Source organism: Actinomyces dentalis DSM 19115 (assembly GCF_000429225.1).
GTDB lineage: Bacteria > Actinomycetota > Actinomycetes > Actinomycetales > Actinomycetaceae > Actinomyces > Actinomyces dentalis.
In genome coordinates this window covers 1-22,743 of sequence record NZ_AUBL01000013.1, presented here as the reverse complement: position 1 = coordinate 22,743, position 22,743 = coordinate 1, and the positions used below count along the sequence as shown (strand labels likewise).

The 22,743-nt window shown below is 72.7% G+C and carries 17 protein-coding genes and 2 pseudogenes; 10 read left to right on the top strand and 9 right to left on the bottom strand.

Annotation, left to right across the window (positions count from 1 at the left end; all coding sequences use genetic code 11):
- Positions 1–96: 96 nt before the first annotated feature.
- The gene (locus G446_RS0104355; protein WP_026409218.1) at positions 97–786 is read right to left on the bottom strand and encodes an ATP-dependent Clp protease proteolytic subunit; all 690 of its coding nucleotides are present in this window, start codon (positions 784–786) and stop codon (positions 97–99) included.
- Position 787: 1 nt separating this feature from the next.
- Entirely contained in the window at positions 788–1,405 is a 618-nt protein-coding gene (locus G446_RS0104350) for an ATP-dependent Clp protease proteolytic subunit (RefSeq protein WP_273117287.1), read from the bottom strand.
- 192 nt (positions 1,406–1,597) lie between these two features.
- Between G446_RS0104350 and G446_RS0104345 the strand changes: the two genes are divergently transcribed.
- The 4 genes from G446_RS0104345 (at position 1,598) to G446_RS0104330 (ending at position 4,651) form a co-directional block, all read left to right on the top strand.
- Positions 1,598–2,293, top strand: a complete 696-nt coding sequence (locus G446_RS0104345; RefSeq protein WP_026409216.1) for an ATP-binding cassette domain-containing protein — start codon at positions 1,598–1,600, stop codon at positions 2,291–2,293.
- Between the two features lie 126 nt (positions 2,294–2,419).
- Positions 2,420–3,466: an ABC transporter substrate-binding protein gene (locus G446_RS0104340; protein WP_034469113.1), complete on the top strand. Its 1,047-nt coding sequence runs from the start codon at positions 2,420–2,422 to the stop codon at positions 3,464–3,466.
- The gene (locus G446_RS0104335) at positions 3,466–4,236 is read left to right on the top strand and encodes an ABC transporter permease (protein WP_026409214.1); all 771 of its coding nucleotides are present in this window, start codon (positions 3,466–3,468) and stop codon (positions 4,234–4,236) included. Before G446_RS0104340 ends, G446_RS0104335 begins: the two co-directional genes overlap by 1 nt.
- A gap of 70 nt (positions 4,237–4,306) precedes the next feature.
- Positions 4,307–4,651, top strand: coding sequence for a cupin domain-containing protein (locus tag G446_RS0104330; protein WP_026409213.1), 345 nt, complete (start codon positions 4,307–4,309; stop codon positions 4,649–4,651).
- 7 nt (positions 4,652–4,658) lie between these two features.
- On the opposite strand, the gene G446_RS15940 is transcribed toward G446_RS0104330, so the two are convergent.
- From G446_RS15940 to tig, 6 genes and pseudogenes are all read right to left on the bottom strand, one after another.
- Entirely contained in the window at positions 4,659–5,168 is a 510-nt protein-coding gene (locus G446_RS15940) for a nucleotidyltransferase domain-containing protein (RefSeq protein ID WP_051285643.1), read from the bottom strand.
- A 1,016-nt stretch (positions 5,169–6,184) separates the two neighbouring features.
- Positions 6,185–6,907 (bottom strand): Rv2686c family ABC transporter permease subunit, encoded by a 723-nt coding sequence (locus tag G446_RS0104320; protein WP_026409212.1) that lies wholly within the window; start codon positions 6,905–6,907, stop codon positions 6,185–6,187.
- Positions 6,904–7,713 carry a fluoroquinolone export ABC transporter permease subunit gene (locus G446_RS15935; RefSeq protein ID WP_211228240.1) on the bottom strand — a complete coding sequence of 270 codons (810 nt, stop codon included), beginning with the start codon at positions 7,711–7,713 and terminating at the stop codon, positions 6,904–6,906. Before G446_RS15935 ends, G446_RS0104320 begins: the two co-directional genes overlap by 4 nt.
- The gene (locus G446_RS0104310; RefSeq protein ID WP_051285649.1) at positions 7,710–8,561 is read right to left on the bottom strand and encodes an ABC transporter ATP-binding protein; all 852 of its coding nucleotides are present in this window, start codon (positions 8,559–8,561) and stop codon (positions 7,710–7,712) included. The genes G446_RS15935 and G446_RS0104310 overlap by 4 nt, the downstream gene beginning before the upstream one ends.
- Positions 8,554–9,321: a TetR/AcrR family transcriptional regulator gene (locus G446_RS15930; RefSeq protein ID WP_084778991.1), complete on the bottom strand. Its 768-nt coding sequence runs from the start codon at positions 9,319–9,321 to the stop codon at positions 8,554–8,556. The genes G446_RS0104310 and G446_RS15930 overlap by 8 nt, the downstream gene beginning before the upstream one ends.
- A gap of 447 nt (positions 9,322–9,768) precedes the next feature.
- A pseudogene (tig, locus tag G446_RS15925) lies at positions 9,769–11,109 on the bottom strand (trigger factor); the annotation flags it as partial.
- A gap of 265 nt (positions 11,110–11,374) precedes the next feature.
- Between tig and G446_RS15920 the strand changes: the two are divergent.
- The 3 genes from G446_RS15920 (at position 11,375) to G446_RS0104285 (ending at position 15,768) form a co-directional block, all read left to right on the top strand.
- Positions 11,375–12,778, top strand: a complete 1,404-nt coding sequence (locus G446_RS15920) for an LssY C-terminal domain-containing protein (RefSeq protein WP_051285642.1) — start codon at positions 11,375–11,377, stop codon at positions 12,776–12,778.
- A gap of 171 nt (positions 12,779–12,949) precedes the next feature.
- Complete coding sequence (gene fucP / locus G446_RS0104290; protein WP_026409210.1) at positions 12,950–14,296, top strand: L-fucose:H+ symporter permease; 1,347 nt, start codon at positions 12,950–12,952, stop codon at positions 14,294–14,296.
- Entirely contained in the window at positions 14,296–15,768 is a 1,473-nt protein-coding gene (locus G446_RS0104285) for an ABC transporter substrate-binding protein (RefSeq protein WP_026409209.1), read from the top strand. The genes fucP and G446_RS0104285 overlap by 1 nt, the downstream gene beginning before the upstream one ends.
- Positions 15,769–15,963: 195 nt before the next feature.
- Here the strand turns inward: G446_RS0104285 and G446_RS0104280 are convergent, their stop codons facing one another.
- Positions 15,964–16,254, bottom strand: a complete 291-nt coding sequence (locus G446_RS0104280) for a putative quinol monooxygenase (protein ID WP_026409208.1) — start codon at positions 16,252–16,254, stop codon at positions 15,964–15,966.
- A gap of 376 nt (positions 16,255–16,630) precedes the next feature.
- Between G446_RS0104280 and G446_RS21485 the strand changes: the two are divergent.
- The 3 genes and pseudogenes from G446_RS21485 to G446_RS0104265 form a co-directional block, all read left to right on the top strand.
- Positions 16,631–17,015, top strand: a pseudogene (locus G446_RS21485) (non-hydrolyzing UDP-N-acetylglucosamine 2-epimerase); the annotation flags it as partial.
- Between the two features lie 302 nt (positions 17,016–17,317).
- Positions 17,318–21,031 (top strand): DUF6531 domain-containing protein, encoded by a 3,714-nt coding sequence (locus G446_RS0104270; RefSeq protein WP_156916515.1) that lies wholly within the window; start codon positions 17,318–17,320, stop codon positions 21,029–21,031.
- Positions 20,956–22,743: RHS repeat-associated core domain-containing protein (locus G446_RS0104265; RefSeq protein WP_281170207.1), on the top strand; the 1,788-nt coding region annotated here is incomplete at its 3' end. The genes G446_RS0104270 and G446_RS0104265, both read left to right, overlap by 76 nt.

Here is a 22,743-nt window from a genome sequence, read left to right as displayed (position 1 = left end):
TGTCGACTTCCGCAAACCGTTCGAGCCCGACGGCGCAGGCGAGCTGCGCCGTCGGGCTCGGAGGGCGTTCATGCCGGTGCCGTTCTCGCCCGCCGCTCAGGCGGAGTGCGGTGAGCGGGGGGCCTTGCGGGAGGCGAGGACCTGGTCCACCAGTCCGTAGTCCTTGGCGGCCTGCGCGGTCAGGATCGTGTCGCGCTCCAGGTCGGCGTGGACCTTCTCGCGGGGCTGGCCCGTATGGGTGGCCAGGGTGTCCTCCAGCCAGGCGCGCATGCGGTCGATCTCGTTGGCGACGATCTCGATGTCGGAGGCCTGGCCGTGCATGCCCTCCATGGCGGGCTGGTGGATGAGGATGCGGGCGTTGGGCAGGGCCAGGCGCTTGCCCTCGCTGCCGGCGGCCAGCAGCACGGCCGCGGCGGAGGCGGCCTGCCCCAGGCACACCGTCTGCACCTGCGGCCTGATGAACTGCATGGTGTCGTAGATGGCCGTCAGGGCCGTGAAGGAGCCGCCGGGGCTGTTGATGTACATGGTGATCAGGCCGTCGGGGTCCTGGGACTCCAGGACGAGGAGCTGGGCCATGACGTCGTCGGCGGAGGCGTCGTCGACCTGGACGCCCAGGAAGACGATGCGGTCCTCGAAGAGCTTGGAGTAGGCGTCCTGGCGCTTGAAGCCGTAGGCGGTGCGCTCCTCGAACTGCGGCATGACGTAGCGCGCCACGGGCGGGGCCAGGGCCGGGCCGCCGGCCTCGACCTGGCGGGCCAGGGCCTCGAAGTAGGGGCGGGACGTCATCTCAGTTCTCTCCGTTCTGCTGGATCTCGCGCGACGAGGACACGATGTGGTCCACGAAGCCGTAGTCGAGGGCCTCCGCGGCGCTGAACCAGTGGTCGCGGTCGGAGTCGGCGAGGATCTGCTCGATGCTGTGGCCCGTGTGGGCGGCGGTGATCTCGGCGAGCTCGTGCTTCATGGCGATGATGAGGTCGGCGTTGATGCGGATGTCGGTGGCCGAGCCGCCGGCCCCGCCGGAGGGCTGATGCATGAGCACGCGAGCGTGGGGGGTGATGTAGCGCTTGCCCTTGGCGCCGGCGCTCAGGAGGAACTGCCCCATGGAGGCGGCCAGGCCCGTGGCGACGGTGACGACGTCGGGCTTGACGTACTGCATGGTGTCGTAGATGGCCATGCCGGCCGTCACGGACCCGCCGGGGCTGTTGATGTAGAGGTAGATGTCCCTGTCCGGGTCCTCCGCGTCGAGCAGCAGCATCTGGGCGCAGATGGCGTTGGCGTTGTCGTCGCGCACCTCGGAGCCGAGCCAGATGATGCGCTCCTTGAGGAGGCGGTTGTAGATGGAGTCGGTCAGGCCGAGTCCGGCGCCGGTGGGCTCGGCGCTCCTGGGCGTGATGTGCTCGCTCACGTCAGTCCTCTCATGTTCAGTCCCGCCAACGCTAACGCCGCGGGCGCGGGCCCCATGCCCGCGATCGGACGCTTTCGCTCACGGCACAGGGTCCGCCCGCCCCGATCGCGCCGTGAGGGAGCGCACCCGCCGGAGGGGGAGTCGGTGGGTTAGGCTTCCCTCAGCCTATTTATAACGGCTCAAGGAGGGAAAATGCCGACCGTCGACGCCGCCCCGCGCGCCCGCGGCGCCCGCACCGGCCCCGCGGCGGGCGCCGGCGCGGGCTCCGGCGCCACGGGCGCCGACCTGGTCCTGGAGCACGTGACCATGGTGCGCCGCGGCCTCACCCTCGTGGACGACCTGTCGCTCACGGTCCGCCCCGGACAGACCCTGGCCGTCACCGGCCCCTCGGGCGCGGGCAAGACGACGCTCCTGCGGGCCGTCTCCGGCCTGTCCCCCACCGACGGCGGCGCCGTCGCGCGCCCCGCCGGCCGCCTGTCCCAGGTGTTCCAGGAGCCGCGCCTCCTGCCCTGGTACTCCGCGCACCGCAATATCTCGCTCATTGTGGACGGCCCCGCGCCGGACCTGACGGCGGTGCAGTGGCTCGAGCGCGTGGGGCTGGCCGGCGCGGGCCACCTGCCCCCGGCGCGGCTGTCGGGCGGCATGCGCCAGCGCGTGGCCATCGCCCGGGCGCTGGCCGCCTCGCCGGCCCTCCTGCTCGTCGACGAGCCCTTCTCGGCCCTGGACCGCCCGCTGGCGGCCGCCCTGCGGACCGACCTCATCGAGCTCCTCGCCGACCAGAGCGTGGTGACCGTCTGGGTGACCCACGACCCCGAGGAGGCCGAGGAGGTCTCCCACCTCCACCTGCACCTGGACGGCCCGCCCGGCACCTGGCGCCTGACCGCCTGAGCGACCGGGCGCCGTCGCCCCCGGCCCCGTCACCGTCCGACCCGCCGCCAACAGCCCCGTCACGAACCGATCGGGATCCCCGACCGCACGTCCGCCGACCACTCCGCTCAACGAAAGGAACCCCGCATGATCAAGCGCCGCTCCCTCCTCTCCCTGGCCGGCATCGGCCTGCTGACCCCCGCGGTCCTGACCGCCTGCTCCTCCAAGGGCGCCCCGGCGGCCGCCGGATCCGCCGGCCCCTCGGGAACCGGGGCCGGGCCCCTCGACGTCCTGCGCGTCCACACCCCCACCACCCTCGCCTACGCCGCCCCCATGACCTCCTTCGGCACCTACGGCCACCTCGACGGCGTCGTCGGGGAGGTCAAGAAGGACAACTGGGCCAGCGTCGACGTGCTCAAGTCGCTGCTCGTCAACGGGGAGACGGACCTGGCGGCGACCCCCTCCTACGCCGCCGCGAACCTGTTCAACAAGGGCGTGCCGGTGCGCCTGGTCGCCATGCAGGTGTGGGGCATGCTCTACGTCATCGGCCCCTCGGGCTCGGCCGCCCAGGGCCTGGAGGCGCTGCGCGGCAAGCAGGTGGGCGTGCCCATGCCGGGCAATATGCCCGACCTCGTCTTCCGCTACCTGCTCGGGCAGAAGGGGTGGAGCGCCGACTCCGACCTGACCATCACGCCCTACCCCGACGGTCAGGGGGCGCTGAACGCGCTGCTGACCGGGGAGGTCGAGTACGCCGTCCTGCCCGAGCACCCGGCCAGCGTCAGCCTCGCCAAGGCCCAGCAGCAGGGCAAGAGCCTGGAGCGCACGGTCGACCTCCAGGCGCTGTGGGCCGAGGTCACCGGCGGCGAGGCCCGCTTCCCCATGGCCGGCCTGGTCATGCCCAGCGCGCTCACCGAGAACTCCGCCCTCGTCGGCGCCGTCCTGAGCGAGCTCGAGGCGGCCGTCGAGGACGTCAACGCCATGTCGGAGGAGACGGTGGCGGCGATCTCGAGCGCCAACGACGTGCCCGCCCCGGTCGTCAAGGAGGTCATCCCGCGCCTGCAGCTCAAGATCGTCGCCGCCGCCGACGCCAAGAGCGAACTGGAGGACTTCTACACAAGGCTGTCCACGCTCAACCCCGACATCATCGGCGGGTCCCTGCCGGCCGCGGACTTCTACGTCGCCGACCCGCGCTGATGCCTCGGCGGCGATCCGGGGCCGAGCGGCTGCGCTCCGCCCTGCTGTGGTGGACGGGCATCGCGCTGGCGGTGCTCATCTGGCACGCGGCGGCCCGCACTCAGCCCGAGTACGTGCTGCCGGGCCCGCGGACCACCTGGACGGCGCTGCTCGGGCTCATCCGCGACGAGGAGCTCGGCGCCGCGCTCCTGCTCACCGTCGAGCGCGGCGCCGTCGGGCTCGGCATCTCCTGCCTGATCGGGCTGCCGCTGGGCTGGGCGATGGGGACGTGGCCGTGGCTGCGCGAGCTGCTGGACTCGTGGGTGCAGGTGCTCATGTCCGTGCCGCCGATCGTCATCGTCGTGGTGGGCATGATCTGGCTGGGGCCCACCGCCGGGGTCGTCGTCCTCGTGGTCGCCCTGGTGACACTGCCCCTGCTGACCACCGCCGTGCGCGACGCCGTGGCGGGCGTCGATGCCGACCTGCTGGACATGGCCAGGGTCTTCGCCCGGAGCCGGGCGTGGACCGTGCGCCGGATCATTCTGCCCGCGGTGGCCCCTCCGGTACTGTCGGCGCTGACCGTGGCCGTGGGGCAGTCGGTGCGGGTCACCGTCATGTCCGAGCTGCTCAGCACGACCACGGGGCTGGGCGCGCAGGTCCAGCAGGCGCGCACCAACCTGGAGACGGCCGACGTCTTCGCCCTGTCCGTCGTCATGGCGGGACTCACGCTCGCCCTCGAGCTGTGCGTCCTGGGGCCGCTGCGCCGCAGGCTGGCCCGGCCCTCGACCTGACGCCGCCCGGCGCCCCGCACCGCGGCCCGGCAACCGAATTTCAACCATCCCCGCAAGAAAGGAATCCGATATGTCCACCACCCCCGTGACCGAGTCCCTCTTCCGCCTCGGCCTCAACGAGTCCCTGCCCATCAGCGAGGAGGCCACCACCTCCCGCGTCGTGGTCAACAACGATGTGCTGCGCACCGTCGTCTTCACCTTCGACGCCGGGCAGATGCTCACCGAGCACGCCTCCACCAAGGCCGTCGTCGTCACCCTCCTGGAGGGAGAGATGGACTTCTCCATCGGCGAGCGCACCGAGCGCATGAAGGCCGGCGACGTCATCTACCTGGCCCCGGGCGACCGCCACGCCCTGACCGCGGTGACCCCCTGCCGCATGCAGCTGGTCATGGTGGACGTCGACGCGAAGGGCTGAGCCCCGCTCATCCCGCCGGCTCGCCGCCTCCCCCGGCCGGCTCGTCCGACTGGAGGAGGCGGCGCAGCAGAGCGATGTCGTGGAGGTCCTCGGGGCGCGGCTCGTAGCCCCGGTGGAGCTCCATGAGGCGGGCCGCGGTGGCGACCACGACCCGGCGACCGCCGATGCGGCCCCGCGTGCGGTCGGCGGCGCGGTGCTCGAAGACCTGGGTGCCGAAGCCCGCCTGCACGCCGTCGCCGCGCCCGTCGACCTCCATGGGGTGCAGATCGACGCCGCACCGCCCCCGCCTGAGTTCGACGCGGATCGGCAGCCAGTCCACGACCACCTCGTAGCCCCGCCCGCACAGCCACCGGGCCAGGCCGTCGCACGCCCCCGCCTCGACGATGACATCGAGGTCCCGGTGGGGGCGGGTGGCGCGCCCGACGAGCGCGTCGACGGCCCACCCTCCGGTGATGACGTGGACGGCCCCGCGCGCCTCCAACCAGTCGACGACGGCGAGGACCTCCTCGGCGGGCATGCCCGCCTCCCCGCCCGCGACGCCGGTGCCGCCGCTATCGTCAGCGCCGCCGCTGTCTCCCGCGCCGCCGCCGGCACTGCCCGCACTGCCCGCGCCGCCGCCGGCACCGCCCGCAGCCGCCCGGTCACGACCCTCGACCCGGACCACGGCCCACCTCCCTCAACACGCGTCATGACGGGCGAACCTGCCAGCCATCCGGCCGCCGGAAGGCTATCATCCGGCGGGCTCATGGCGGTGCTCTCCTTGTGAATCTGGCTGAGGAACAGGGCTCCCACGATGCCCGCCGCCCTCACGGGCCGACGGACCCCCCTCGACGCCGAGGGCCCCGCGGGAATTGCCACCACACTAAGAGACGCACCCAGACGCACCCCGCCGCGGTCCGCGAGATCGTCGGGTAACCGCCGAGATCGTCACTTAACCCGCGAGCACGTCTGCCAGAGTGACGTGCTCGCGGGTTAAGTGACGATCTCGCGGGTTAAGTGACGTGCTCGCGAACCGGCGTCGTCACGACATGCGAGACGCTGTCCCACCATGCGGGACAACCGGCGGGGCGGGGCGCCGGAACCGCCCCCGATGCCGTCCGAACCGCCCCCGACGCCGCCCGGACCGCCCCCGACGATCACCCCGGCCGATTCCGCCGCGACCAGCGCCCCCAGCGCACCCAGGGGCGGCCATCTACAACGACGCGGCCGTCGAGCTGCACGAGCAGCGCACCCGGGGGCGACTCGGACGGACCATCACGACCGACCCCCACGCCCCACCGCCCTCAACAACCCCTTGCATCACATCGGGAGACGCGCTCAGACGCACCCGGAATAATCCCGGTGTCCGAATCTGTTGCAAAGGCCCCGATCGCGCCGGAACGCGCGAGGAGAATCGTTGATATTCCGCGCTTCTTCTCGCGGCCAATCCTGGTCCGGAGCGCCTTTGCAACAGATTCGGACACGTCTCGCACTCGAGCCGACCCCAAGTGCCTCATGAGTCCCACCAGCCTCGCCTCGTCATGCCGTCGCCGCTCAGGGCGCGGCCCGGCGCAGCCCGGCCGCCATGATCGCCAGACCGACCGCCACGGACCCCAGCAGCCAGGCGGGCCACCAGGATCCCGGGCCGGTCAGGTCCCAGTAGGCGCGCACCGGCCACCAGCTCGGGATCGCGGCGAGCGGCCAGCGCCACGCCCCGGCGTCGCGGGGCGCGACGGCGGGCAGGACGAGGACGATCAGGGACAGCTTGACGGCGGCGAATCCCTGGACCGTGTTCGCCGCCCAGGCCGCCAGACTCAGGGCGGCGGCGCCGGCCAGGGGCGCGCCGGCCGCGGCGAGAACGGCGGTGCGCGCCGCCCCCAGGTCGTCCAGGCCGGCGAGCCGCGTGCACACCCCGCCGGCGGCGGCCGCGACGATCACCGCGCCGGTGGCCCTCCAGATCAGGTAGCCGCGCAGGGACGTCGGCGTGACGGCGAGGACCGACCAGACCCCGTCCTCCTTCTCCCCCAGCAGCATGAAGCCCACGACCGTGCCGACCAGCACCGGCACGACAATGGCGAAGGCGGCCATGTCGATGCGGGCGGCCCATTCCCGGGCCCCCGCCCCGCCCGGACCGACGGCCCGCAGGAGCGCCGGCACGCCGAGCCGCGCGGCCAGGGCCATGGCCAGGGGCACGGCCGGCATCCACACCAGCAGCTCGTCGCGGGCCAGGCGGCGCAGGTCCGCGGGCAGCAGTCCCAGCATTGCGCGGGGCCTCATGAGACCGCCCCCTCGCGGTGACGGCGCGCACTTGCCAGTTCTTTCCAGGTAGTGCTGGAGTTCATCGCCCCCTTCGCGGTGACGGCGCGCACCAGCCTCGCCCGGGCGACGAGGGCCAGGAGCGCGCACCAGGCGGCCCCGAGCAGCGCGCAGGGCGCGACGGCCCCGACCGGCCGGGCCCCGAACGCGGCCTCGATGAGGACGACGGCGGGCTGGAGCGGGTGGCACCACAACCACCACCCGCCCGGGACCCCGAGGAGGGGCAGGATGGGGACGCCCAGGACGATCGTCCACAGCCCCGAGGGCAGCAGGAAGGCCCCGATGGTCTCGTAGCCGGCGACGGCGATGACGCCGTAGAGGACGTAGAGGCAGGAGACGAGGGCCGCGCCGAGGGCCAGGACCGGCCAGAGCACCGCCGCGCCGTGGGCCGCGAGGACCAGCGCGCCGACCTCGGCGAGGGCGAGCGGGCACAGGGAGGCGGCGAGCGCGGCCAGGTACTCCCCCGGCCCCAGCGGGGTGAGGGCCCGGGCGGCGAGGGTGCCCTCGCCTCGCTCGCGCAGGACCTGCACGGCGGCGAAGTAGAAGGAGGTGATGGACAGCTCGGCCAGGACGACGACCGGCCACCAGCGGCGCGGATCCCCGGCGATCGCGAGGAGGACGGCGCCGACCATCAGGCCCGCGAGCAGGGCCGCGAACCAGTACCCCTCCGCTGCCTGGCGCCGCAGGTCGAGCACGAGGGTGGCGGCGGCGCGCCTCACGGCGGCGCGGCTGCAGGCGGCGGCGCGCCCCGCCCCGGCCCCGGTCATGACAGCTCCCGACCGGTGACGGAGGCGAAGACCTCGGCCAGGTCGGCCTCGCGCGAGTGGAGCGCGCGCACGCGCCGGGTGCGCAGCGCCTCGTGGAAGGAGGCGTCGTCGGCGAGACCGTCCAGCGGGTAAACACCGCCGCCCCCGTCCCAGGTGACGCGGACCTCCCGCCTGCCGTACCGCCGGCACAGCTCGCCCGGCGCGCCGAGCTCGACCAGGCGCCCGTCGATGATGAAGCCGACCCGGTCGCAGGCGCGATGGGCGAGGGTCATGTCGTGGGTGGTGACGACGACGGTGCACCCCCGGGCGCGCTCGGCGGCGATGAGGTCCTCCATCCTCCGCGCCCTCACCGGGTCGAGGCCGGAGGTGGGCTCGTCGAGGAAGACCAGCTCGGGTCCGTGCAGGAGGGCACGGGCCACATTGAAGCGCACCCCCATGCCCTTGCTCATGCGCGCGGCGCGCAGATCCGCGTCGTCGGCGAGGTCGACGGCGGCCAGCAGCCCCTCCGGGTCCCGGACGGGGCCGCGGTACAGGCGGGCGGTGTAGACGAGGTTCTCGCGCAGGGTGAGGCGCCCGAAGGAGACGGGCGTCTCGAAGGCGACCCCGATGCGCTCGTAGACCTCGCGCCCCCAGTCGGCGATCTCGCGGCCGAGCACGCGCGCCGAGCCCCGGTACCCGGTGAGCAGGCCGGTCAGGACCCGCTGGAGGGTGGACTTGCCCGCGCCGCTGGGCCCCAGCAGGCCGATGATCTCGCCGGCGGCGACGCTCAGTTCGACGTCGTCCAGGGCGGGGCGGGCCGAGCCCCGGTAGGTGAAGGAGAGCCCGCGGGCCGCGATCGCCTCAGGCACGGTCCCCGCCCCCACGAATGCGGTCCCGACGGCCCTGCCCCGCGCCCCGCACCGCACGCGCGCCCCGGCTCCCGCGGGCGCGGTCCCGGCCCCCGTCACCGTCCCCGTCACCGTCCGCGCGCGGCGCCCTGAGGGCGGCCGCCAGCAGGGCGACGACGACGTCGGCCACCCGGGCGATCTCGGGCCGGTCGAAGGCGCTGCCGTCGACGGCGGCGCGCTCGGGGTCCACGTTGAAACGGGTCATGACGTAGTGGGGCGTTCCCAGCAGCACGCGCTCGATCATCCAGGCGGCGGTCTCGGCGTCGACGTCCCCGCGCAGCTCGCCGGACGCCTGCCCCGCGACGATGGCGGCGACCGCCCACCGGTGCACGCCGCCGGAGACCGACTGGTCGGAGCCGAGCACCGGCGGGGCGTCGTCGGCCAGGGCGCGCGCGAGCACCGCCCAGCCCAGCGGGTCGCGCAGATGGAAGTCATGGCTCCCCCGCACGATGGCGGCGAGCACCTCCTCGAAGGGGGCATCGGGCGCGGGCGCCCCCATCAGGCCGACGCGCGCGCTCATGAGCTCGCGCACCAGGTGGGCGTAGGCGTCGTCCTTGTTCTCGAAGTACTGGTAGAAGCTGCCCTTGGACACGCCGGCGGCGGCGATGACGCGGTCGACCGAGGCCCGGGCGTAGGGGCGGGCGGCGAACTCGGCCTTGAGGGCCTCGACGACGCGGGCGCGCTTGTCCTCGGGGAGGTTGAAGAAGGTGGGGCGGGGCACGACGACCTCCTATGACTGATCAGTCATATGACTGATCAGTCATAGGGTAGGCGTCCGCGCGTCCGGCGTCAACGATCATCCAACGCGCGAGCGGGCCGCCTGCCCCGAAGGGCGGCGGCCCGCTCGCACAAGCGACTGAGCCTCGGACGACGTCGCGGCTGGCCCGGCGCACGGGCTACCGGCCGACCGGCCCGCTCGTTCTCACTCGGCGCTGCCGGCGGAGGCCGGGGAGTCCGCACTGCCGGCGGAGGCCGCGCTGCCGGCGGAACCCGCGGAGGCCGGAGAGGCCGGGGAGTCGGCGGAGTCCGGGGAGGACGTCGGGTCGGCCAGGGAGAAGGCCGAGGCGACGAAGGCGACGTCGTCCGCGGGCCCGTCATCGGCGCCGCCGGCGGGCGCGGCGTCATCGCCGGCGCCGGTCGCGTCGTCCCCGGAGGCGGGCGCGCCGTCGTCACCGCCGTCGTCGGCAGCGGCCTCCTCGACCTCGGAGACCAGGGCCTCGGCGTCGAGCTCGTCGGAGCCGATGAACTTCGTCAGGTCCACGACCTCGCCGTTGAAGTCCTTGACCGTCACCTGGCGCAGGGCCAGGGCGAGGGACTTGTTGCGGGCGATCTCGGAGACGAAGGCCGGGATCTGGCCGGCGCGCTGGGCGCCCTGCATGAACTGGGCGGGCTCCATGCCGTACTGCTGCGCCGTGTGGAAGAGGAAGTCGAACAGCTCCTCCTGCTCCACGCTCACCTCGAGGGCCTCGGCCAGGGTGTCGAGAATGATCTGGTCGCGCACGCCGTTGGTGATGTCCTCGCGGATCTCATCGGCGTGGGCGGCGTCGTCGGCCTTGCCCTCGGCCTCCAGGTGCTGCTTGATCTCGTTGTCCACCACGTCGGCGGGCACGTCGAAGGAGATCTCGGCCCGCAGGTGCTCCAGCAGGGCGTCGCGGGCGGTGACGGCCTGGTCCTCGGTCCTGCGCTCGACCACCTGCTGGCGCAGGTCCTCGAGCATCCCCTCCACCGTGTCGAACTCGGAGGCGATCGAGGCGAAGTCGTCGTCGACCTCGGGCAGCTCGCGCTGCTTGACGGCCTCGACGTCGACGGTGACCGCGGCCTCCTCGCCCTCGTGCTCGCCGCCCGCCAGGGTGGTGGTGAACACGGCGGACTCCCCGGCCCTGAGCCCCTCCAGGGCGGCATCCAGCCCCTGGAGCATATTGCCCTTGCCGATCTCGTAGGAGACGCCGGAGGCGCTGTCCACCTCCTCGCCGTCGATGACGGCCTTGAGGCCGATGGTGACGAAGTCGCCGGTGCGGGCCTCGCGGTCGACGGACTTGAGCGAGCCGAAGCGGGCGCGCAGGTTCTGCAGCTCGGCGTCGACGTCCTCGTCGGAGACCTCGACGGCGTCGATGGCGATCTCGGCGCCGGACAGATCGGGCAGGTCGATCTCGGGGCGGACCGTGACCTCGGCGGTGAAGACGAGCCGCCCGCCCTGGGCGCCGGTGACGTTGGGCAGCTCGGTGATCTCCACCTCGGGCTGGATCATCGGCGCGCGCCCGGACTCCTCGATGGCCTCGCGGTAGAGGTCGGCGAGCTTCTTGTTGACGGCCTCCTGGATGACGGTGGCGCGGCCCACGCGCCGGTCGATGATCTGGTCGGGGACGTGCCCGCGGCGGAAGCCGGGGACCTGGATCTGGGAGCCGATCTCCTTGTAGGCGGCGTCCAGGCTGGGCTTGAGCTCCTCGTAGGGGACCTCGACGGTCAGCTTGATGCGCGCGGGGTCAAGGTTCTCGACAGTGCTCTTCACGGGGGTCTACTCCGATGCATGGATGCTGGTGAGGCGCACGGGGCGCGACGGCGCCCCGACGGACGCCGATCGGTGGCGTCGATCCGTGCCATCCTAGGGCACGGCCCCTTTGACTCGGAAAATGAGGCTCGGCACAGGCGAGTCCCCCGGTCGCGCCGGGGCCCGGGCCGGACCGCGGACCGGACCGCGCTCGGGCAGCGGCCGCGCGGAAACGCCCCGCCCCGGCGGCGGGCCGTCCCGCCGGCGGACGCGTAGGGTGCGGGGCGTGACCACCGGCGGCCCGTCCGACGACGCGCGGGGGCGCGCGGACCCGGACGCGGCCCCGCGCCCCGTGCGGCGGCGCCTGCTGAGCTGGCACAGTCTGGACCTGGTCTTCTTCGGCATCGCGCTGGTGTACGTGACCCTGCTCGCGCTCGCGCTGGCCCGCCAGGGCTGGCGGCCGGCCCCGCAGCTGGCCTACCTCCTGGGGTTCTGGCTGCTGACGTCCTACCTGGCCCTGCCCCGGGTGCACCGCATCCTCACGGCGATCTACGTGCCCGACTACTTCATCGGGCGCGCCCGCACCACCAACGGCATGCTCGGGGACCCGATCAACCTGGCCGTGCGCGGAACCGGAGAGGACCTGCACCGGGTCATGCAGGCGGCGGGCTGGACGCTCGCCGACCCCCTGAGCCTGGGCAGCTCGATGCGCATCGTGGGCGCGGCGCTGACCAGGCGCTCCTACCGGGCCGCGCCGGTGAGCACCCTCATGCTCTTCGGCCGCCCCCAGGCCTTCGCCTACGAGCAGGAGGTCGCGGGGAGCCCCTCCCGGCGCCACCACATCCGGTTCTGGCCGACCCCCGGGGGCTGGCTGCTGCCCGGCGGCGCGCGCGTCGACTGGCTCGCGGCCGGCACCTACGACCGCGCCGTCGGCCTGTCGCTGTTCACCGGACAGGTCACCCACAAGATCGACGCCGACACCGACGCCGAGCGCGATCACGTCCTGGCGACGGTCCGCGACGCGGTCCCCGCGGTCGGCGCAACGGTGCTGGAGCGCTTCTCCACCGGGTACCACTCGCGCAACGGCGGCGGGGACGCGGTGAGAACCGACGGGAACCTGCCGATCCTCGAGCTCGACGGCGCCGATCTGAGCGCCGCGCCCGCCCCGGTCCTGCCCGACGGCGACGCCGGGGCGCCGGCCCCCGGCGACGACATCGTGACGGCGACGTCGAAGGCGGCGCGACGGGCGGCCTCCCGCCCCACGGCGCTGGTGTGCGCGATGCTGGCCATCGTGTGCGGCACCGTCCTGGACGCGCTGTCCTACCTGCCGCACGTCTCCCAGCTCGTCGACCTGATGGTCGCGGAACTGGGCCATCCGCTCCCCGCCGGGCGGTTCGACGCGGTCGTCTGGGGCTCGCTGGCGGTGATCTACCTGGGTCTGGGGGCCCTCATCGCACTCACCTTCCGCGGTCACGACCGGGCCCGCTTCGCCCTGCTCGGGCTGCTGTGCCTCCAGCTGACGGGGCAGCTGTGGCAGTGGGCCGCCCTGCCTGCGGGCAGCCTGTCCCTGCCTGAGCTGGCGACGACGTCGATGTACGTGCTGGGCATCTACGGCCTGAGCAGCCTCGCCGTCGCGCAGTGGTGCCAGGAGCGCCGCAGACGGCGCCGCGCCCGGCGCGCAGGGCGGTGAGGGCGGGGCCCTCCGACGGCGGAGCGCCCCTCTCGGGACGCCCTTCGTTCACAGTCTTTCGCGTAAAGCCGGACGGCGCGCCGCAGTCCGGGTACCATCGCAGTGACGCGCTGCACACACTCCGGCGCGGGACCCGCTTCCGCGCCGCCGGACCAGATCCACGGAGAACCCATGACGGCCCCAGCCACCACAGACAAAGAACCCACCGCCCCGCCCTCCGAGTCCGAGACCAGGATCCTCTTCCCGGGAACCGTCATGCTCCTCATCGCGGTCATCGGGTGCTTCACCGCCTGGGGCATCGCCGCGGACCTGACGACCCCCATGGTCTCGGGCTTCAAACGCATCTTCCACATGTCCTCGGTCCAGGCCTCCCTGGTCCAGATGGCGTACTACGGCGCCTACTTCCTCCTGGCCATCCCCGCCGCCTTCATCAACTCCAGGTGGGGCTACAAGGCGGGGATGGTCTCCGGCCTCGCCCTCGCCTCGCTGGGCGCCTTCGGATTCTGGCCGGCCTCCCGGGTGATGACCTACGGGGCCTTCCTCGCCGCCCTGTTCGCCATCGCCGCCGGATGCTCCCTCCTGGAGACCTCCGCCAGCCCCTACGTCATCTCCCTGGGGCCGGAGAAGACGGCCACGCGGCGCCTCAACCTCGCCCAGGCGTTCAACCCGCTGGGAACCAACATCGGCGTCCTCATCGCCTCGACCCTCATCCTGCCCAAGCTCGACACCCCGGTGAACCTCGCCGACGTCAGCGCCGAGACGGAGCGCGCGATCCGCGCCGAGCAGCTGCGCGCCGTCACCGGCCCCTACATCGGGCTCGGGATCCTGCTGGCCGTCATCCTGGTCATCATCTTCGTCCAGAAGGCGCCGCCCTCGGCCGCCCCGGACGAGGAGTCCACGGCCGGGCCCGCCAACCCGGCGGCCGTCCTGTGGCGCTCGAAGAGATACCGATACGGCGTCCTGGCCCAGTTCTTCAACGTGGCCGCCCAGGTGTGCTGCTGGACGTACATCATCCAGTACACGCAGCAGGCGATCGACGGCTCCCTCCAGCTGGGCTCGCAGATGCTGCAGATCAGCCTCGTCGTCTTCCTCATCGCCCGCTTCGTCATGACCGCCGTCATCGCGCGCATCCGGGCGACCAAGGTCATGGCGCTCCTGGGCACCCTCGCCGTGTGCCTGTGCCTCTACGCCGTGCTCCGCCCGGACATGACCGGGGTGATCGCCGTCATCTCCATCTCCCTGTGCCTGTCCCTCATGTTCCCCACGATCTACGGCGTCGCCCTCGCCGGGCTCGGCGAGGCGACGAAGTTCGGCGCCGCGGGCCTGGTCATGGCGATCGTCGGCGGGGCGATCATGCCGATGGTCCAGGGCCGGGTCATGGACATGACGAGCGCGGCGACCTCCTTCGTCGTCCCGGCGTTCTGCTTCGCCATGGTCACGCTCTACGCGATCTACGACCTGCGCACACCCACTCCGCGAGTAATCGCTACGACCTCAGACAAGAGGAAGGCCCAGTAATGACCACCCTGAGACAACGCGTCGTCGCCCTTCTCACCGCCGCGACGACCGCCCTCGCCATCACCGCCTGCTCGGGTGGATCGACCCCCACCGCGAACGGCTCCATCGACGTCCTCTCATGGTGGACGTCCACCTCCGAGTCCTCCGCCCTCAACGTCCTCGTCGACCGCTACGAGAAGCAGAACCCCGGCACCTCCGTCGACGAGACCGCCGTCGTCGGCGGCGGGGGCTCCCAGGCCCACGTCGTCCTGGCCACGCGCATTGCGCACGGGGACCCGCCCGACGTCTGGCAGAGCCTCGTCGGCGGGAACATCACCGCCTGGCACAACGCCGGCGCCGTCGGCGACGTCTCCTCGCTCTTCACCGACGAGGTCAAGGCGCAGCTGCCCGAGAACGTCCTGTCCTCGGTCTCGGTCGACGGCAAGCAGTACGCGGCCCCACTGTCCGCGCACCGCGCGAACGTCCTGATGTACAACCGCGACGTCCTCAAGGGCGCCGGGATCGCCGAGCCGGGCGAGGGCTACACCCTCGACCAGTTCCTCGCCGACCTCGACGCCCTGAAGGCGAAGGGGACGACGCCGCTGTGCATCGGCGGGGCCGATTCCATCAGCACCGCGGGGCTCTTCGAGGCGGTCCTGCTGGCCACCGTCGGCAAGGAGGGCTGGGAGAGGATCGAGGCCGACCGCTTCGACTGGAGCGGTCAGGAGGTGCAGACCGCCCTCAACACCTTCGGACGCCTCATTGACTACACGGACGCGACCGGCAAGAACAACACGTGGTCCGAGGCCTCCGGCCGTCTGGCGGCGGGCGAGTGCGGCTTCTACCAGATGAACGACAGCGCCTTCGCCGAGTCCACCGCCCTCAACGACGACTCAGGGGCCACCGCCGGCGCCGCCCCCAGCGCCGGCACGGACACCGACACTCCGAGCAGCGCCGCCCCCAGCGCCGGCACGAACGTCGACACTCCGAGCAGCGCCGCCCCCAGCGCCGGCACGAACGTCGACACTCCGAGCAGCGCCGCCCCCAGCGCCAGCGCGAGCGCCGACGCCCCGAGCACCGGCGCCTCGCCGGTGGCCGCGACCGTCTTCCCGGGGACCGAGGGGATGTTCCTCATGGTCGTCGACTCGTTCGTCGCCTCCTCCTCGACGGACAACCGCGACAGCGCGAACGCCTTCCTCACCACCGCCCTGGACCCCCAGGTCGAGACCGACTTCTGCAAGGTCAAGGGATGCGTCCCGGTGCGCAACGACGCCGACGTCTCCTCCCTCACGCCCTACCAGCAGCAGACGGCCGACGCTCTGCGGAGCCAGACGGTCCTCAACTCGATCTCCTACGGAGAGGTGATCTCCCCGGCGATGCAGGACGGCTTCTTCCAGGCCGTGAAGGACTACATCTCCACCCGCGACGCCGCGTCCTTCAACCGCATCCTCACCGAGCGCCTCAACGAGGGCGCGGGCGGCCCCAACCACTGATCGAGCCGTCCACCCGCCCGACGGCGCCCGCGCCGGAACGGTGCGGACGGGAACGGGCGGGGGCCGCCGCCCGTGGCCTTGGTCTTGGTCTTGGTCATCATCCCCGGACCCGGGACGCCCGGCCCTCGTCCCGGGTCCGGGGCGCGCGCTCCCTGAGGACCCCGTCCTTGAGAACGCGCGCCGCGGCGGACTCCGTCAGGCGATCTTGTCGAGGAAGGTGAGGATGGAGTGGGGCTCCTCGATAATCTCCTCCAGACGGGCGTTGAAGGGCCCGCCGTAGGGCATGCCCAGGTGGGTCTGGAAGGCGTCCTCGTCGACGTAGGCCTCCATGACGAAGAACTTCGCGGGGTCGTCGCTGTGACGGTAGACGTCGAAGACGCGGTTGCCGGGCTCGCTGCGGACCTTGTCGGCGAAGCCGCAGATCATCTTGGCGACCTCGTCCTCGAAGCCGGGCTTGGCGGTGAACTGCGAGTGCAGGATCTTCATGGTTCCTCCTTCTGGCGTCACGTGCGACGCCGCCCCCATCTTATGGCGCGCATCACTCACAGGTGCGGAGAACGGCGGCTGTTTACGGGGCCGCCGGGCGGACCGGGGAGCGGTCTTCCGTCCCGGGGCCGACGCCGGCGGAACGGCATGGGCCGGACGGTTGGTTCCGGACTGGTACCGGCGGGAGGCGCGGGCCGCACCCCAGCCGTCAACATGGGTTGACGGCAGTCGGCAACGTCAACGGAGGTTCGTTGAAGCGGGAAAGGTACGTTCACGATTCAGTCGAGACCGTCGACGAGGTCGGTCAGTTCCTCCCCTTCGCCGAGATCAGTCCAGGCCGTATGAGAGCAGGGTCCGATGGCTTGCGGGCCGGGGTGAGGCGGGGCCGCACTCCTTCAGCCGGCAGATGCCCGAGGAGATCAACCGGGTCCCGACCGACCACGCCGCCAACCTGCTGCTCGCCCCCGCGCAGGTGGCCGCCGGGCAGCACCGGCCCCTCGAGCTCACCGCCCATGCTCGCCCCTGCGCAGGTGGCCGCCGGGCTGGGCCTGGAAGCGGGCTCCTACTCGCCGGCCATGATCCACCGGGCGGAGAACACCGACGACGTCGACCGCCTGCGCCTGGTCCGGGACTCCCCGGCCGGGGTCAACCACCCGGTGGCGCTGCTGGCGCACCCGCGGCTGGTGGCCAGGTGCGCCGAGCACGAGAGCGAGCCGGCCGACCGCGGGGCGCTGCGCGCCCACCCGCTGCCGGCCTACCCGGGGTGGCGTCGTCTCGTGCTCATGCTGGCGGCAGAGCCATTGTGGGCGTAGAGTGTGGCAGGTCATCCCGCTGTGGTGCGGGTGGCTCTCGTCCTGTCCTGGTCTGGTCCCTGGGGGTTGTTGTGGGTTCGTGCAAGGATGATCTGGGGGCGTATAACGAGCCGGTGGTGTTTGACGACGCGACGGCGGATGCTCTGGTTACGGCGGCGTCGGGCTTGTCGTCGACGATCTCGACGATGGGGTCGGATGTGGGAGTGTGGGCGTCGACGGCGTCGGCTGATTTTGAGGGTCATTACGGGGACGTGTTCGACTCTGGCGCCAAGGCGGGCCAGGAGGACTGTACGAATATCTCGGCCGCTCTGGATGACCTGGTCAGTGAGGTGCGGGCGCTGAAGAGTGCGGCCGCGACTGAGCGGAGGCGTCGGGCGGTGGCCAAGGAGTGGGCGGACCGTCAGGACGAGGAGAACCTGTTCAAGCAGGGGTGGGACTGGTTGACCGACGGGGACAAGCCGCCTGCCGGCCCGGCTCCGGTACCGTTGCCCGAGCCTCATGAGCCGGTGGTCTCGACGTGGGCGGAGCCGGCGCCGGGGGCGGCTGGTGCGGTGTCGTCGGCCAGGCCGTCGGACCTGCGCACGTACGCCTCGAACCTATCGGGGGCCAGCGAGAACGTGTCCACGGGCAAGGGGAGGCTGGAGTCGGCGCTGGACTCGTTCGCGTCGTTGTGCTCGTGGTGCTCCGTGGACGCCTCGGGGATCACCAGCGCCCTGGCGTCATTCATCTCGAACAACTCTGGTGAGGTGACGTGGGTGGGGGCGGTCGCCTCCGCCTTCGAGGCCGCTGGTGGCGATGGGATCGTGAGCGTGTCGGACGCCGCGATGGAGGCCTCCCTGACGGCCCAGGGGGTCGTGGGTGGTCGCAGGCCGCTGGATGTGGCGTCCCCGCGGATCGCGGGGGACCCGCAGACCTCGGGGTACGCCGATGACCCGGTGAACACCACGACGGGCAACTTCGTGGAGCGTGAGGTGGACCTGGGCTTCACCGGCGGCCTGGCCTCGCTGGGGTTTGCGCGCACCTACAACTCGGTGCTGGACGGTGTGGGGGCCCTGGGGCCGGGGTGGGCCTCGTGCGCTGACGAGCGCCTGGTCCTGGACGAGGAGGGGGCGAGGTGGGTGCGCCCCTCAGGGCGGCACGTGGTCTTCCCCCGCCTGGGAACAGGCTGGGAGCGGGCCACGGGTGACGCCCTGTGGCTCGAGCACCTGAAGCCGGCCGACGACGGCACCAGCGACGCCGGTCGCGCCGGCACCGGCGACGCTGCCGGTGCCGGCGGTGACGACGGCGGGCCAGGCGACGCCGCTGGGCCGGCCGGCGACGAGTGGCTGGTGGTGTCGGACAACGCCGGCGGCCGGTGGGTGTTCGACGCCTCGGGGCGCCTGGCATGGACGTGCACGGGGGCCGGGAGCCGGGTGGACTACGTCTGGCAGGCGGGGCGGCTGGTGGGCCTGGCCCATGAGCGCGGCGGGCGCGTCACCGTGGTGTGGGACCAGGAGGCCGACCGGATCGCGGGCCTGGAGGCCTCCGACGGGCGGCAGGTGTCGTACCGTTATGACGCCTCGGGGCGGCTGGTGGGTGTGGAGCGCGAGGGCGGGCGCCGCAGCTATGAGTGGGACGAGGGCGGGCGGGTGCGCCGGGTGGTGGACGCCGACGGCGTGGTGGAGGTGGATAACACCTACAACCAGGCCGGCCAGGTCCTCACACAGCGCTCCCCCTTCGGGCGGGTCAGCCACTACACCTACCTGCCCGGTGGGGTCACGCAGGTCGCCGATGAGGACGGGGGCCGGGCCAACACGTGGATCTACGACCGGTGGGGCCGTCTGGTCGGCATGGTCGACGCCGACGGGGCACGCCAGTCGGTCATCTGGGACCGGTGGGGCAACAAGGTCATGGTCACCGCCCGCGACAAGCAGCGCACCATCAACCAGTACGACCAGCGGTCCCGCCTGACCATGCGGGTCGAGCCCACCGGGGCTCGGACCACCTATGACTACGACCAGGCCGACAGGGTCGTGCGAGTGACTGTCGCCCCCGAGCCGGACGCCGCCCCCAGCGTCACGACATTCGCCTACCAGGGGGCTGACCGCAACCCCACAACCATCACGGACCCGTGCGGCGGCCTGACCCACCTGGAATGGGACCACGGGCTGCTGGTGCGGGTCGTCGACCCGGTGGGCGTGAGCCTGGACCTGACCTACGACCACCGCGGCGACCTGATCGCCACCACCAACGCCGACGGGGCTACCGCGCGCCTGGAACGCGACGCCCGGGGACAGATCACCGCCGCCACCACCCCCCTGGGCCACCGCACGCAGTACCGCTACGACCAGGCGGGCAACCTCACCCACCGCCGCGACCCCGACGGCGCCCTGTGGCGGTGGGAGTACACGCCCGGTGGGCGCCTGTGCACGCTGGTGGACCCGGCCGGGGGCCGTACCGAGGTCGCCTATGGAGACCACGGGGCTGAGGAGTCCACGACTGACGCGGTGGGCCGGGTGATCTCAACGGTCTATGACGACCTGGGGCTCAAGGCCGGTGCGACACTGCCGGACGGGTCGTCCTGGCAGTTCGGGTGGGACGCGCTGTCGCGGTTGCGTTCCGTGACGGACCCGACAGGAGCGCGGGCGGTCCTGGAGTACACGGCCAATGGGGACCTGGCCCGGACGGTGGACCCCACGGGTGTGGTCCAGGACTTCGAGTCCGGGCCGTTGGGCCTGCCCACGCTGGCGCGCGACGCCGACTCGCAGGTCGGTGCCACCTGGGACGCCCTGGGTCGCATGGTGGGGGCGGTCAACGCGGACGGCACCACCTCGACGCTGGTGCGTGACGCGTGCGGTCGTGTGGTCGAGCGCGTCGATGAGCACGGCGGGTGCACGCGCCTGGAGCGCGACGCCGCGGGTCGCGTGGTGCGCGTGACCCAGCCGTCGGGGGCGTCGTTCTCCTACGAGTACGACCACCTGGGCCGGTGGGTGGCGACGATCTCCACGGGTGGGCGCCGCTACGAGATGCGTTACGACTCCGACTCCCGCCTGGTGGGTGAGACCTGGCCCGATGGGCAGGAGGTGTCCACAACCTTCGACGTGTGCGGGCGGATCACCCGCAGGGTGGAACCGGGCCGGGGCACCACCTGGTTCACCTACGACAAGTGCGGGCGCATCTCCTCGGTGCGCGACGCCTGGTACGGGCTGCGCAGGTTCACCTACGACGACGCCGGACAGCTCGTGTCGGTGACCAACGCCCTGGGGGCGGTCACGCGCTTCGAGTACGACCGGATGGGCCACCGGGTGGCGATGGTCGACGCGGCCGGGGGCAGGCGCACCTGCACCTATGACTCCATGGGCCGTGTGAGGGCGATGACGGACCAGGTGGGGCGCACCACCCGCTACACGTACGACGCGGCCGGACGCGTGACCAGCCGCGCGGACGCCACCGGGATCCTGGACTGGGCCTACGGGAGCGCCGGGCGCCTGGAACGAGTCATCAGCAGACCAGCCGGCGGGCTGGAGGACCAGGGAGGCGACGCCGTCGGGCAGGACGCCGGGGCGGAGACCATCGCCAGCATCGTGCGGGACATAGCCGGGCGGACCTGGAGCGCCACGGGCCCCGGCGGCCGCACGGACACCCTGACCTGGGACGCCATGGGACACCTGGTCTCCCGCAGCCGCGGGGACCAGACCATCAGGTGGACCTATGACGCGGACGGGCTGCGCACATCCATGACCCACCCGGACGGGTCCGTGACCCGCTACGTCTACGACGCCGACGAGATGCTGGCGGCGGTCGAGCACCCGGCCCTGGGGCGCCTGGACCTTCAGCGGGACTGGCTGGGGCGTGTGACGCGGGCGGTCGCGCCCGGGGTGGAGGCCACCTGGACCTGGGGCCCCACGGCGTGGTCGCTCACAAGGTGGTGCGGGACGGGTTCGTGCGCACCACCGCCCTGGAGTACGACGAGCAGGGGCGCGTGACCGCCCAGAGCGTGGACGGGATCCGCACCGCCTTCGCCTACGACGCGGCCGGCCAGCTGACCCGTGCCGTCACCGACGAGGGCATCACCACCACCTACACCTGGGACGCCCTGGGCCGCCTGGAGGCCGGCGACAGCGACGGGATCGTCACCACCTACACCTATGACGCGGCCGGTCAGTTGCTGACCACCACGACCACCGACACCAAGAACCCCATCACCGACGCTGGGAACGACCCGGCGCATAATGCCGGCGCCACCGGTCGCGCTGGCGCGGGCGCCGACGGTGGTGGGGCGCGTCGACAGGTCCTGACCTACGACGCTGCGGGGCGGCGGGTCAGCCAGGACGACGGGACCAGCAGGCGAGAGTTCACCTGGGACCCGCGCGGGTTCCTGGCCGCCTACACCGATACGACCGACGGCGGCGGGGCGCCCGGGTCGACCCACACCCTGGACGTCGACACCCTGGGTGAGCTGGCTGGCGTCGATGGGCAGGGCGTCATGTGGGACACCGCCTGGGGTGAGTTGGCGCAGGTCGGGCACGTGCCCGTCACCGCCGTCGCCGGGGTCGGCACCGGCACCGGTGGGCCCGGCGGCGGGTGGCTGCTGCCCGAGCGCGCCGGTCACGACGCCGCCGCCTCCCCGTGGGGCACCGGTGCGCCGGGCCCCAGCCTGGGCGGCCTGGGGGTCACCAGCACCGGGACCCTGACCCTGCCCGGGGAGCCGGGCCCCGGCGGAGCTGGCGGCGGCCGGCCCGGTGGCGGGGCCGGCCTGTCGTGGCTGGGCGCACGCGTCTACGACCCGTCCACACACTCCCTGCTCTCACCCGACCCGCTCGAGCCGGTCCTGGGAGCCGGCTGGGCGGGCAACCCGTACTCCTACGCCGGCAACGACCCGGTCAACCTGTCCGACCCCACCGGCCTGAGGCCGCTGAGCGACGCGGACCTGCAGGCGTGGAACGAGGCGCACACCACCGGCCTGGCCGCAGCCGGCAGCTGGCTGGCCAATAACTGGAAGTATGTCGCCGCCGGCATCGTCATCGGGGGCCTGGCGACTGCGTTCCTGGGACCGGTCGCGGGCGGGGCCATCACCGGAGCCGTCATCGGCGCCTGGCAGAACTACGACCAGCAGGCCGCCTCCGGCCAGGGCGTCAACCCCTGGCAGGTCCTGGGAGCCGGGCTGGTGGGAGCCGCCGCAGGCGCCATCGGGGGCGGGGTCGCTCAAGGACTGCTGGGGGCCGCCGCCAGCGGCACCGGCGCCATCGGCAGCCGCCTGGCCGCCATGGGTGCCATGGGCCGCAACACCCTCATCGGCGGGGCCTCCGGGGCGGCTGGCGGGGCCTTCGATGGCGGCGCCGGCTACATGCTGGGACCAGGCCCCCACACCGTCGGCGGCCTCCTGGGCGCCACCGGCCGGGGAGCCGCCATGGGCGGGACCATGGGAGCCGGCGTCGGAGCCGTCTCCTCAGTGGGCCGTGACGCGTGCTTCCCCGCCGGCACACCCGTCCTCATGGCCGACGGCACCACCAGGCCCATCGAGGACGTGGCCGTCGGCGACCACGTCGCCTGCACCGACCCCGACACCGGCCAACCCACCACCTCCACGGTCACCAGGACCTTCACCCACGAGCACACGCCCACCATCCGGATCCGCACCAGCAACGGCGACCTGGAGACCACTCCAGCCCACCCCCTGTACGTCCACGGCAAGGGC

Excerpts from the sequence above, each read along its gene's own strand:
- G446_RS0104330 (WP_026409213.1), top strand. The coding sequence starts at position 4,307 with ATGTCCACCACCCCCGTGACCGAGTCCCTCTTCCGCCTCGGCCTCAAC.
- G446_RS0104280 (WP_026409208.1), bottom strand. The coding sequence starts at position 16,254 with ATGAAGATCCTGCACTCGCAGTTCACCGCCAAGCCCGGCTTCGAGGAC.
- G446_RS15940 (WP_051285643.1), bottom strand. The coding sequence starts at position 5,168 with ATGCCCGCCGAGGAGGTCCTCGCCGTCGTCGACTGGTTGGAGGCGCGC.
- G446_RS0104320 (WP_026409212.1), bottom strand. The coding sequence starts at position 6,907 with ATGAGGCCCCGCGCAATGCTGGGACTGCTGCCCGCGGACCTGCGCCGC.
- G446_RS0104335 (WP_026409214.1), top strand. The coding sequence starts at position 3,466 with ATGCCTCGGCGGCGATCCGGGGCCGAGCGGCTGCGCTCCGCCCTGCTG.
- G446_RS0104345 (WP_026409216.1), top strand. The coding sequence starts at position 1,598 with ATGCCGACCGTCGACGCCGCCCCGCGCGCCCGCGGCGCCCGCACCGGC.
- fucP (WP_026409210.1), top strand. The coding sequence starts at position 12,950 with ATGACGGCCCCAGCCACCACAGACAAAGAACCCACCGCCCCGCCCTCC.
- G446_RS0104285 (WP_026409209.1), top strand. The coding sequence starts at position 14,296 with ATGACCACCCTGAGACAACGCGTCGTCGCCCTTCTCACCGCCGCGACG.
- G446_RS15935 (WP_211228240.1), bottom strand. The coding sequence starts at position 7,713 with ATGACCGGGGCCGGGGCGGGGCGCGCCGCCGCCTGCAGCCGCGCCGCC.
- G446_RS0104355 (WP_026409218.1), bottom strand. The coding sequence starts at position 786 with ATGACGTCCCGCCCCTACTTCGAGGCCCTGGCCCGCCAGGTCGAGGCC.
- G446_RS0104340 (WP_034469113.1), top strand. The coding sequence starts at position 2,420 with ATGATCAAGCGCCGCTCCCTCCTCTCCCTGGCCGGCATCGGCCTGCTG.